Below are 12,040 nucleotides of genomic sequence, written 5' to 3' on the forward strand. Positions count from 1 at the left end.
GGATCGGCGCGGTAACATTGCAATAGGTTGCGGTAGTTATTTTGTAATTTTATGTCCCGCCGGATGACGAACGTTGCGTTTCGGCGGGATTTTCCCGGTTTTTGATGCCGCAGGTGCAGCAAGATGCTGCTCTACGGCGGCGGCATAGAACCCGATCAGCGCCCGGTCCTTCGGCGGCACGGTGATCCGCCCGCCCTCGCGCCGCACGATCTTGCGCAAGGTCAGGATGTCCAGCGCCCGCTTGACCGCCTTGTCCACCGACCCGTCCGGCAGTTCAAGATACGCACCCGCCGCGCCAAGGCGCTCCGCCAGCGCCTCCACCCGCTTGGTCAACGCATCCATCGGCAGATCCGTATCCTCGCCTATGGCGGCCGAAATCAGCGGCACCGGCAGGACCGAGACATTGCGGGCGATGCGCGCCATCATCTCGTCGGCCAGCTCGGCGGTCACATCCTCATGCGGAACGCGCAGGAACTCGGCCAGCGACAAAGGCGCGCCGAAACTGACCGAGGCCACGCCGAATTTCTCGAACCGCCCGCTCAGCACGCGGCGTACCTGCCGCCCGACGAATTTAAGGATCGACCAGAAAGAGGCGCGGAACCGCCGGACTCCCATCGCATGGGCCGCGACCAGAACCCGGTCCTCGATGATCCGGTCATAGGACAGCGAGACCGGCACGAAGACGACATCCCGCCCGCCCTCGCGGTAGCCATCGACGATATAGGACAGGATCCCAAGCTTCGGCGTGCCGACCCGGCCATCGAGGCTCAGCCCCCCTTCGGGAAAGATCGCCTGTGTCACGCCCTCTTCAGTGGCCATCTGTACATAACGCGCCAGCACCCGGCGATAGAGTTGGTTGCCGGACTTGCGCCGGATGAAATAGGCCCCCGCCGAGCGGATCAGCCACGACAAAGGCCAGACCCGCGCCCATTCTCCAACCGCGTAGGACAGGGCAGAGCGGCTGGCGGCAAGATAGGTCACCAGCACGTAATCCATGTTCGACCGGTGGTTCATGACGAAAACCACCGTGTCGCCCTTGTCGATCCCGGCAATCGCCTCCGCATCGAACTGCCCGACCCGGACGCGGTAGATCAGACGCGCCAGCCATTTCGCCGCCCGCGCAGCAAAGCCGAAATACACCGAAGCCGAAAAGCCCGGCACGATCTCGCGCGCATAGCGCCGCGCGCGTTCAAGATGCACGGTTTCGGGAATGCCCGTCTCGGCCGCCTCTGCCGCGATTGCCTCGGCCACTTTCGGGTCATGGGCCAGCCGGATGATCATGTCGGGCCGCTTCATCAGCTTAAAGGGCTGGATCGGCCGTTCCAACCGCGTGTTCAGCTTGGCCACAACCCGCTCCATCCGGTGGCGAAAGAACCAGCGCACCGACGGAAACAGGAAATGCGATGCGAACGTCACCCCGGCGAAGACGAGGATCAGCACGAAAAGCCAAAGGGGCAGCGTCACCGGTTGCAGCATCGTGAGGAAAACTGGCAGGAAATCCGCGTCACGTAAATCGCGGACATCAGACCACGGGAAATCCGCAAAGTTTCACAGGGCCAGTGCAACCTTTGAGACTGTCCATACCCGCTCAGTCCGCTACCATCTCCCTTTCAAAAAAGTAACAGCAACAGGGAGGCACTCGATATGACGATGCGCATCATTCTGGCCGCCGCGATGGCACTCGGGGCAAGCACCGCAACCGCGCAGGATGCAGGGATGAGCTTCTTCATCACCAGCGAAAACCCCGGCACTGGCGGCAATTTTGGCGGGATCGAAGGTGCGGATGCTCATTGCGCCGCGCTTGCCGAGGCGGCGGGTGTCTCTGGCAAGTCATGGCACGCTTACCTCTCGACCAGCAGTGAGAATGCCCGCGACCGGATCGGTGCCGGGCCGTGGATGAACGCCGCAGGCGTCACCATCGCCGAAAGCGTGGACCAGTTGCACAGCGCCGACAACAACCTGACCAAAGAAACCGGCCTGAATGAGAAGGGTGAGGTCGTGAACGGGCGCGGCGACAGCCCGAACCGCCACGATATCCTGACCGGGTCTCTGCCGGACGGCACAGTGGCCGAGGGCGCGACTTGCGAGGATTGGACCTCGGATGCCGAGACCACCGCTGGCATGGTTGGCCATCACGACCGGATGGGCCTCGACGAATCGGACGCCGCGAAATCGTGGAACTCCTCGCATTCCTCGCGCGGCGGATGCGGGCTGGAGGCCTTGCGCGGCACCGGTGGTGACGGGCTCCTGTACTGTTTCGCCTCGAACTGACCGTTTCGAAAGCCTTGGTGCTGCGGTGCGGCTCTGAATTTTTTGCACCGCAGCATCTGGACGCGCAACATTCTTCCGTCTAGGTTCGCCACCAAGGAATTATGTTGCCGCGAGGTTTTGCCAATGACCGTCCAGAACGAGCGTGATCGCCCCTGGCTGTTCCGCACCTATGCGGGCCATTCGACGGCAGAAAAGTCGAACGCGCTCTACCGCGCGAACCTCGCCAAGGGGCAGACAGGCTTGTCGGTCGCCTTCGACCTGCCGACCCAGACCGGCTATGACAGCGACCATGAGCTTGCCAAGGGCGAGGTCGGCAAGGTCGGTGTACCGGTCTGCCATCTCGGCGACATGCGGACCCTGTTCAAGGACATTCCCCTTGAGCAGATGAACACCTCGATGACGATCAACGCGACCGCGCCGTGGCTTCTGGCGCTCTACATCGCGGTGGCCGAGGAACAGGGGGCCGATGTCGCGGCCCTGCAAGGCACCGTGCAGAACGATCTGGTGAAGGAATACCTCAGCCGAGGCACCTATATCTGCCCGCCGAAACCCTCCCTGAAGATGATCACCGATGTCGCGGCCTATACGGCGGAACACCTGCCGAAATGGAACCCGATGAATGTCTGTTCCTATCATCTGCAAGAGGCAGGCGCGACACCGGAACAGGAACTGGCCTTCGCCTTGGCCACCGGTATCGCGGTTCTTGACGGCCTCAAGGGCAAGGTCCCGGCCGAAGGCTTCCCCGCCATGGTCGGCCGCATTTCCTTTTTCGTGAACGCCGGCATCCGCTTTGTCACCGAGCTTTGCAAGATGCGCGCCTTCACCGAGCTCTGGGACGAGATCTGCCTTGAACGCTACGGGATCGAGGAAGAAAAATACCGCCGCTTCCGCTACGGCGTGCAGGTGAACTCCCTCGGCCTGACCGAACAACAGCCCGAAAACAACGTCTACCGCATCCTGCTGGAAATGCTCGCGGTGACGCTCTCCAAAAACGCCCGCGCCCGGGCAGTTCAGCTTCCCGCCTGGAACGAGGCCCTTGGTCTGCCCCGCCCGTGGGACCAGCAATGGTCGCTCAGGATGCAGCAGATCCTTGCCTATGAAACCGACCTTCTGGAATATGGCGACCTTTTCGACGGCAACCCGGCGATCACCGCCAAGGTCGAGGCGCTGAAGGAAGGCGCGCGGGACGAGCTGAAGACGCTCGACGCCATGGGCGGCGCCATCGCCGCAATCGACTACATGAAGGGGCGGCTCGTAGAGTCCAACTCCGAGCGTATCGCCCGGATCGAGGCGGGCGAGACCACCGTCGTCGGCGTGAACAAGTGGACAGAGGCCGAGCCTTCGCCCCTGACCGCGGGCGACGGATCGATCCTGACCGTCGATCCGGCGGTGGAGGTCGATCAGGTCGCGCGCCTCAACGACTGGCGCGGGGCCCGCGATCAGGGCACAGTCGATGCCGCACTCGCCGATCTGCGGGCCGCTGCCTCGGCGGGCCAGAATGTCATGCCCGCCTCCGTCGCCTGCGCCAAGGCGGGTGTCACCACCGGCGAATGGGCGGGCGTCATGCGCCAGGTCCATGGCCAGTACCGGGGGCCGACCGGCGTGTCGAAAAACCCCTCAAACCGCACCGAAGGGCTCGACGATATCCGCGATGCGGTGGATCAGGTCTCCACCCGGCTTGGCCGTCGCCTGTCGTTCCTCATGGGCAAGCCCGGCCTTGACGGCCATTCCAACGGCGCCGAACAGATCGCCGCCCGCGCCCGCGACTGCGGGATGGAGATCAACTACGAAGGCATCCGCCTGACACCCTCCGAGATTGTCGCGGCAGCGGGAGAGGCGGACGCCCATGTCGTCGGCCTCTCGATCCTGTCGGGCAGCCACCTGCCCCTGATTGCCGAGGTGATGGAGCGGATGCGCGAGGCGGGCCTTGGCCACATCCCCGTCGTCGTCGGCGGCATCATCCCCGACGAAGACGCCGCAAGGCTGCGCGAAATGGGCGTCGCCCGTGTCTATACGCCAAAGGATTTCGAACTGAACCGGATCATGTTCGACATCGTGGCGCTCGCCGAACCAAAAGCTGTAGCGGCAGAGTAACGAGAGGGACACGCGGTGAAGCCCCGGGTATTTGCGGATGCGAACGAATCCCTTCTGACCGCCTATGAGGAAGAGGTTTCGGGCGAGGCCTATTTCGCCGCGCTTGCCGAACAGCATGACGGCCGCGCCAGCGAAGCGCTGATGCTGATCGCCGAAATGGAGGTCGTGACCGCGCGCCTGTTCCGGCCCGTGCTCGACGCGGCGGGGCTGCATCCGCGCAGCGCCGAAGAGCTTGTGCGCGAAGGGCGCGACGACGCCGAAGCGTTGCGCGGCAGCAGCTGGACCGAATTTCTGACCAGCATGCGGGACGGCTACGACGCCTATGTGACGGAGTTCAAAGGGATCCGCGCCGCCGTCAATCCCGACTTCCGCCCCCATGCCGACCTTCTGATCGCGCATGAAGTCGCGATCATCGACTTCGCCCGGGCCGAACTGGCAGGCGACGGGAACAGCCTGTCCTACCTGCACCGCTATCTGGAAGAGGCGCGGTCTTTCGCGTGACCTTCATTAGGGTCGGCCCGTCACCGCGCCCGACACGTTGCCATACGTTTTGCCGACAGTTTGCCGACGCTTCGCCGATCGCGGATTTCCCGGTCCGGTCACGGGCTTCTTCCCCCGGTCGTCGCTGTAACCTCGTCGGCGGCGGCCCGCACCATTTCGCCGATCTCTCCGGTTCGCTCCAGCGGCAGACGGAAGGCAGGGCCCGAGACCGACAGCCCCGCCACCGGCTCGCCATAAGCATTGAAGATCGGGGCAGCGACGCAGCGCATCCCTTCTGCCCGCTCCTCGTCATCCAGCGCATATCCCCGCGCGCGGGTTGCGGCAAGGTCGGCCAGCAGGTCCTCAACCTCGCCCACGGACCGTTCGGTAAAACGCGGCAAGCCATTCTTTGCAATGGATAAAATCCGCGCCTCTGGATACCAGGCCAGAAGCGCCTTGCCGATGCCCGAGACATGCATCGGCCCCAGCGTGCCGGGCGGGAAGAAGGCGCGGATCGTCTCATGCGTCTCGACCTGGCTCAGGAACAGGACCTGATCGCGCATCTCGACACCCAGATTGGCCGTCTCGCCGGTCGCCCGCATCAGCCGGTCCATCACCGGCCGCGCCCGCTCAGCCACCTTGGTCCGGCGCAGAAAGGCCGACCCCACCCGAAACGCCCCGCCCCCCACATGCCAAAGCTGCCCGGGCTCCTCCATCTCGGCGAAACCATGGGTCTGGAACGTGGTCAGCACCCGGTAAACGGTCGGCGCCGACTGCCCCGTCCGGCTGGCGAGTTCCGACAGCGTCAGCCCGCCCGCCTCGCTGACCGAGGTCAGGATCATCAGTGCGCGGTCAAGCGACTGGATCGTATTGTCGGCCGTCTTGTCATGGAAACTTTTCGGGCGGCCCCGGGGGCGGGATTCGGCCATTCTGGGCCCTTTCTTTGCATGATCGAAAAACGATTTCGACACATGAAAAACAAATTTTTCTTATTTTTCAATACGGAAAGTATATTTTTCACATTGCGAAAAATGTTTTCGAAAAAATTGCGCTCCGAGACGGCAAGAGTCTAAATTTGCAGCATCCCTGCAAAGAGGCACGCCATGTCCTTCCAGAACCCGGTCTTCATTCCCGGCCCGACGAATATCCCCGAGGCGATCCGCAAAGCTTGCGACATGCCGACGATCGACCACCGCTCGCCGCTCTTTGGCGAGATGCTGCACCCCGCGCGGGCCAATGTGCGACAGGTGCTACGGTCGGACTCGGCCGAGATCTTTCTCTTCCCCTCCACCGGCACCGGCGGCTGGGAAACCGCTTTGACCAACACGCTCTCGGCGGGCGACAAGGTCCTTGCCGCCCGGAATGGCATGTTCTCCCACCGCTGGATCGACATGTGCCGCCGCCATGGGCTGGAGGTCGAGGTGGTCGAAACGCCTTGGGGCGAGGGCATCCCCGCCGCCCGTTTCGAGGCGATCCTGACAGCCGACAAAGGCCATCAAATCAAGGCGGTTTTGGCGACGCATAATGAAACCGCGACCGGTGTCCGCTCTGACATTGCCGCCGTCCGCCGGGCGATGGACAGCGCCAAGCACCCCGCGATGCTCTTCGTCGATGGCGTGTCCTCCATCGGCTCGATGGAATTCCGCATGGACGACTGGGGTGTCGATATCGCCGTGACCGGCAGCCAGAAGGGCTTCATGCTGCCCGCAGGCCTCGCCATCCTCGGTTTTTCGGCCAAGGCAATGGCGGCGGGCAAGTCGGCCACCCTGCCCCGCACCTTCTTCGACATCCGCGACATGGAGAAAAGCTACGCCGCGAATGGCTATCCCTATACGCCCGCTGTCGGCCTTCTGAACGGGTTGAAGCTGGCCAGCGACATGCTTCTGGCTGAAGGGCTCGACAATGTCTTCGCCCGCCACCACCGCATCGCCGAAGGCGTGCGCCGCGCCGTCAATGCCTGGGGTCTGAAGCTTTGCGCTGCATCGCCCGACCTCTATTCCGATACGGTCAGCGCCATCCGCACGCCGGAGGGCTTCAACGCCACCGATATCGTCGCACGCGCCGCAAAGGAGTATGGTGTAGCTTTCGGAACGGGGCTCGGCGAGGTCGCGGGCAAGGTCTTCCGCATCGGGCATCTCGGTTCGATGACCGATGTGATGGCCCTTTCCGGCATCGCCGCTGCCGAAATGGTCATGGCCGACCTTGGCCTGCCGATCCGACTCGGCTCTGGTGTCGCCGCCGCGCAGGATTGGTACCGCCACGGCGCGCCCGCAAAAAAGGCCGCTGCATGAAGGACTTGGACATGTATATCCCTTCCTATCAGGACATGCTGGACGCGCATGAGCGTATCAAGCCGCATATCCGCCGCACGCCGGTCCGGACCTCGGACTACCTGAATGAGCTGACAGGCTGCCAACTCTTCTTCAAATGCGAAAACTTTCAGGAACCGGGCGCTTTCAAGGTGCGGGGCGCGACCAACGCGGTCTTTGGCCTTTCCGACGAACAGGCCAAGGCCGGGGTGGCAACCCATTCATCCGGCAACCATGCCTCCTGCCTTTCCTATGCGGCGATGCTGCGCGGCATTCCCTGCAACGTGGTGATGCCGCGCACCGCGCCGCAGGCAAAGAAAGACACCGTGCGCCGCTACGGCGGGCGGATCACCGAATGTGAACCCTCCACCTCATCGCGCGAGGAGACCTTCGCCAAGGTGCAGGCCGAGACCGGGGGCGATTTCGTCCATCCCTACAACGACCCCCGCGTGATCGCCGGGCAAGGGACCTGCTCAAAGGAGCTGGTCGAGCAGACCAACGGCCTCGATTTCGTCGTCGCCCCCATCGGCGGTGGCGGCATGATCTCGGGCACCTGCCTGACGCTCTCGACGCTCGCGCCCGAGACGAAGGTCATCGCCGCCGAACCGGAGCAGGCCGATGACGCCTACAGGAGCTTCAAGGCCGGTCACATCATCGCCGATGACGCGCCGAAGACTATTGCCGACGGGCTTCTGGTGCCTCTGAAAGACCTGACCTGGCATTTCGTGAAGACCCATGTCAGCGACATCTTCACCGCCTCCGACCCCGAGATCATTGATGCGATGAAGCTGATCTGGAAGCACCTGCGGGTGGTGATGGAGCCGTCCTCGGCCGTGCCGCTCGCCACCATCCTGAAAAACAAGGACCATTTCCGCGGCAAGCGCGTCGGGGTGATCATCACCGGCGGCAATGTCGATCTGGACAAACTGCCCTGGATGCAGGGCTAAGGAGAAGAAAATGAACGCTCAGGACCGTTACGCAGATTTCGAAGTCGGCTACGACATTCCCGCCAAGCCCGGCATGGATGAGGCCGATATCCAGACGCCCTGCCTGATCCTCGACCTCGACGCTTTGGAGCGCAATGTGAAGAAGATGGGCGACTATGCCAAGGCCCACGGGATGCGCCACCGCAGCCACGGCAAGATGCACAAATCGGTCGATGTGCAGAAGCTTCAGGAAAGCCTCGGCGGCGCGATAGGTGTGTGTTGTCAGAAGGTTAGCGAGGCGGAAGTTTTTGTCCGCGGCGGCATCAAGGATGTGCTCGTCTCCAATCAGGTGCGCGATCCGGCCAAGATCGACCGGCTGGCGCGGCTGCCGAAACTGGGCTCCCGGATCATCGTCTGTGTCGACGATCTGGACAACGTGGCCGACCTGTCGGCGGCAGCTCAGAAACATGGCACCGAACTGGAGGTCTTTATCGAGATCGACTGTGGCGCGGGGCGCTGCGGCGTGACAACGACGCAGGATGTGGTCGCCATCGCCAAGGCGGTCGATGCAGCTCCGGGGCTGAAGTTCACCGGCATTCAGGCCTATCAGGGCGCGATGCAGCACATGGACAAATACGAGGACCGCAAGGCGAAACTCGATACCGCCGTCGCCATGGTCAAGGATGCGGTTCAGGGGCTGAAGGCCAACGGGCTGGAACCGGAGCTGGTCTCCGGCGGTGGCACCGGCAGCTATTATTTTGAGTCGAATTCCGGCGTTTACAACGAACTTCAATGCGGTTCCTACGCCTTCATGGATGCCGATTACGGTCGCATCCTCGACAAGGATGGCAAGCGCATTGATCAGGGCGAATGGGAAAACGCGCTCTTCATCCTGACCAGCGTGATGAGCCATGCCAAGGCCGACAAGGCCATTGTGGATGCGGGTCTCAAAGCGCAGTCGGTCGATAGCGGCCTGCCCTTCGTCTATGGCCGGGATGACGTGAAATACATCAAATGCTCGGACGAACATGGCGTGGTCGAGGACCCGAATGGGGCCCTGAAGGTCAATGACAAGCTGAAACTGGTGCCTGGCCATTGCGACCCGACCTGCAATGTCCACGACTGGTACGTGGGCGTACGGAACGGCAAGGTCGAAACCGTCTGGCCGGTCTCGGCCCGTGGCAAGGCTTACTGAGAAAACCTCCCTGAGACTGTGGGCCGGGTACGCCCGGCCCTCTTTTGTTACGACACTCTATGACTGAAAGGTGCGCCATGCTCATCGTCCCCGAGGCCCTGATCGCCGGGCTCGTCACCGCCGAAGACGCCTTTGGCGCCATCGAGGCCTGCTTCGCCGCCATGGCGCGGGATGAGGCCTATAACTTCCCGGTCATCCGCGAGGCCTTGGGCGAGGGGCGGCAATACGGGTTCAAGTCGGGCCTTGACCGCGCGGGCGGGGTGATGGGGGTGAAGGCCGGGGGCTATTTCCCCGGCAATGCCGCGAAGGGTTTGATCAACCACCAGTCCTCGGTCTTCCTCTTCGATCCCGAGACCGGGCGGCCCACCGCGATGGTCGGCGGCAACCTTCTGACCGCTTTGCGCACCGCCGCCGCCTCGGCCATTTCCATCGACCGGCTGGCGCGGACGGATGCGAAGGTACTGGGCATGGTCGGCGCCGGTCATCAGGCGCAGTTCCAGCTTCGCGCCGCCGCCAAGGTGCGGGAGTTCGAGAAGGTCATCGCCTGGAACTACCACCCGGACATGCTGCCGAAGCTCGGTGAGGTCGCCGCCGAACTCGGCCTGCCGTTCGAGGCGGTCACGCTCGACCGGATGACCGAGGCCGACGTGATCGTCACCATCACCTCCTCGCCCGCCGCATCGCTGATGTCCGCCCATGTCAGCCCCGGCACGCAACTGGCCTGTATGGGAACCGACACCAAGGGAAAGCAGGAGGTGGAACCCGCCCTCCTCGCCCGCGCCCGCCTCTTCACCGACGAAGTGGCCCAATCCGTCACCATCGGCGAGGCCCAGCACGCCGTCGCCGCCGGGCTGATCCGCGCCGAAGCCATCACCCCCATCGGCGCGGTTATCGCCGGTCTGGCTGAGGGGCGGCAGTCGGACAACCAGATCACCCTCTTCGACGGCACAGGCGTCGGCCTCCAAGACCTCGCCGTCGCCAGCACAGCCGTGCGCATCGCCGAAGAGAGGGGCCTTGCCATCAAGGTCGATGTCTGAACGCGGACACTGCCCCCGCGTATCGGGTACAAATTCGGGGTTTCGGACGGCGCGCCTTCGTGCTTTGAGAGCATAAAGCGGGCAGTCGGAGACCATGCATGACGGTTCGGGTGGCAATCAACGGCTTTGGCCGGATCGGGCGGTCGATGCTGCGCGCGGCCCTGTCCGACCCTGCCCATGCCGATATCGACATCGTTGCGGTGAACGACATCGCGCGGCCCGAAATGGCGGCCTATCTCTTTGAATATGACAGCACCTTCGGCCCATGGGCGGGCGAGGTGCAGCTGACCGATGGGGCCCTGACGGTCAACGGGCGGCACATCCGGCTGACCGGCACCCGCGACCTGTCGACGCTCGACCTTTCCGGCATCGATATCGTCATGGAATGCACCGGGCTCGGCGGCGAACGCTCCTTCGCCGAGGCGGGGCTTAGGGCCGGTGCCGGGCGGGTGCTGGTTTCCGGGCCCTCGAAAACGGCGGATTTCACGCTCGTGATCGGCGCGAACGAGGAGCGTTTGTCCCCCGATCACCGCATCGTCTCGAACGCGTCCTGCACCACCAATGCGCTCGCGCCCCTCGCCCGGCTGATCGAGCGGCAATGGGGTGTGGAAACCGGCTGGATGACGACGATCCACTGCTACACCGGCAGCCAGCCCACGGTTGATGCGCCCGGGGCCGAGTTCGCCCGGAGCCGCGCGGCGGCTTTGTCGATGGTGCCGACGACGACCTCGGCCCAGCGGCTTCTCGATGTGGTCCTGCCCGAAATCGCGGGCCGGATCGAGGGCGCGGCGGTCCGGGTGCCGGTCGCCTCGGTCTCGGCGGTCGATCTTTCGGTGATGACGCGGGCAAAACCGGACCGCGCCGCCGTGAATGCCGCGCTGCAAGAGGCGGGCGGGGTGATCGGCTGGACCGAAAAGCCGCTCGTCTCGTCGGATCTTCGGGCCCGGCCCGAAAGCATCGTCATGGCGCTGCCCGAAACCCATGTGACTGCGGGCGGGCTGATCAGGGTCTTCGGCTGGTACGACAACGAATGGGGCTTTTCCAACCGCATGCTCGATGCTGCGCGGCTGATGGTCAGCCTTTAACGTTCCGCCGCAAAGGATTTCTCGGCCAGCCCGGTGCGGTTGCGCTAGGATGTCGGCCAAACCCGATGAGCAGAGCCTGAAAGGTGCCGCAAGTGACACCCCCGACCGCCACGATCGACCTCCGCATCACGCGGATCGAGTCGCTGTTCGAAACACTCGATCCCTCGCCCTTCCACGAACGGGACCTTGACCAGAAAGCGTTCGACTACATCCTCGGCTGGGCGCGGGAATATCCGTCCGACCACCGTTTCCGCCTGCGCCTGCATCTGCCTGCGTCAGAGGCCGAGCGGGCGAATTCGGTCGATGTGGCAGCAGCGATCCGCGCGAATTTCGGTTATTGGATCGGATCGGTCCAGCGCGACCGACGCGAACAGTTCAGGCTTGGGCGGCGTTATGTCGCCATCGGCCTCAGCGTGCTTGCCCTCTGCCTTCTGGCAAAGCAGTCGCTGCCATCGCTGATGGGTGACACACCGCTGGCACGGTTCCTGGGCGAGGGTCTGTCGATCCTCGGCTGGGTCGCGAACTGGAAGCCGGCCGAGACGTTTCTCTATGAATGGTGGCCGCTCTATCGGCGTCTGGCGCTGCTGCGTCGGCTTGAGGCGGCCGAAGTGGAGATCGTGGCGACGGCCTAGATCCGCCGCCG

At 63.8% G+C, this 12,040-nt stretch carries 11 protein-coding genes; 9 read left to right on the forward strand and 2 right to left on the reverse strand.

Annotated features, from left to right (window positions below; genetic code table 11):
• Positions 1-36: 36 nt before the first annotated feature.
• Complete coding sequence (locus QKW60_RS18600; protein WP_336619176.1) at positions 37-1,464, reverse strand: 1-acyl-sn-glycerol-3-phosphate acyltransferase; 1,428 nt, start codon at positions 1,462-1,464, stop codon at positions 37-39.
• A 180-nt stretch (positions 1,465-1,644) separates the two neighbouring features.
• Between QKW60_RS18600 and QKW60_RS18605 the strand changes: the two genes are divergently transcribed.
• From QKW60_RS18605 to QKW60_RS18615, 3 genes are all read left to right on the forward strand, one after another.
• Positions 1,645-2,271, forward strand: coding sequence for a hypothetical protein (locus tag QKW60_RS18605; protein WP_282370923.1), 627 nt, complete (start codon positions 1,645-1,647; stop codon positions 2,269-2,271).
• Positions 2,272-2,394: 123 nt separating this feature from the next.
• On the forward strand, positions 2,395-4,365 hold the full coding sequence (locus QKW60_RS18610; RefSeq protein ID WP_282370925.1) for a protein meaA: 1,971 nt from the start codon (positions 2,395-2,397) through the stop codon (positions 4,363-4,365).
• 15 nt (positions 4,366-4,380) lie between these two features.
• Positions 4,381-4,866 carry a hypothetical protein gene (locus QKW60_RS18615; RefSeq protein WP_282370927.1) on the forward strand — a complete coding sequence of 162 codons (486 nt, stop codon included), beginning with the start codon at positions 4,381-4,383 and terminating at the stop codon, positions 4,864-4,866.
• 98 nt (positions 4,867-4,964) lie between these two features.
• Here the strand turns inward: QKW60_RS18615 and bhcR are convergent, their stop codons facing one another.
• A complete protein-coding gene (gene bhcR / locus QKW60_RS18620) occupies positions 4,965-5,774 on the reverse strand; it encodes an HTH-type transcriptional regulator BhcR (protein ID WP_282370929.1) in 810 nt (269 codons plus the stop codon).
• 174 nt (positions 5,775-5,948) lie between these two features.
• Between bhcR and bhcA the strand changes: the two genes are divergently transcribed.
• The 6 genes from bhcA to QKW60_RS18650 all read left to right on the forward strand — a co-directional run bounded on the left by bhcA (position 5,949) and on the right by QKW60_RS18650 (position 12,029).
• Complete coding sequence (bhcA, locus tag QKW60_RS18625; RefSeq protein ID WP_282370931.1) at positions 5,949-7,136, forward strand: L-aspartate--glyoxylate aminotransferase BhcA; 1,188 nt, start codon at positions 5,949-5,951, stop codon at positions 7,134-7,136.
• Positions 7,133-8,101: a beta-hydroxyaspartate dehydratase BhcB gene (gene bhcB / locus QKW60_RS18630; protein ID WP_282370932.1), complete on the forward strand. Its 969-nt coding sequence runs from the start codon at positions 7,133-7,135 to the stop codon at positions 8,099-8,101. The genes bhcA and bhcB overlap by 4 nt, the downstream gene beginning before the upstream one ends.
• 10 nt (positions 8,102-8,111) lie before the next feature.
• Entirely contained in the window at positions 8,112-9,275 is a 1,164-nt protein-coding gene (bhcC, locus tag QKW60_RS18635) for a 3-hydroxy-D-aspartate aldolase BhcC (RefSeq protein WP_282370933.1), read from the forward strand.
• A gap of 77 nt (positions 9,276-9,352) precedes the next feature.
• Positions 9,353-10,312, forward strand: coding sequence for an iminosuccinate reductase BhcD (gene bhcD, locus QKW60_RS18640; protein WP_282370934.1), 960 nt, complete (start codon positions 9,353-9,355; stop codon positions 10,310-10,312).
• A gap of 98 nt (positions 10,313-10,410) precedes the next feature.
• A complete protein-coding gene (locus QKW60_RS18645) occupies positions 10,411-11,397 on the forward strand; it encodes a type I glyceraldehyde-3-phosphate dehydrogenase (protein WP_282370935.1) in 987 nt (328 codons plus the stop codon).
• A gap of 92 nt (positions 11,398-11,489) precedes the next feature.
• Positions 11,490-12,029, forward strand: a complete 540-nt coding sequence (locus tag QKW60_RS18650) for a hypothetical protein (RefSeq protein WP_282370936.1) — start codon at positions 11,490-11,492, stop codon at positions 12,027-12,029.
• The last annotated feature ends 11 nt before the right edge of the window (positions 12,030-12,040 follow it).

Source organism: Albidovulum aestuarii (assembly GCF_029961185.1).
Taxonomy (GTDB): Bacteria; Pseudomonadota; Alphaproteobacteria; order Rhodobacterales; family Rhodobacteraceae; genus Albidovulum; species Albidovulum aestuarii.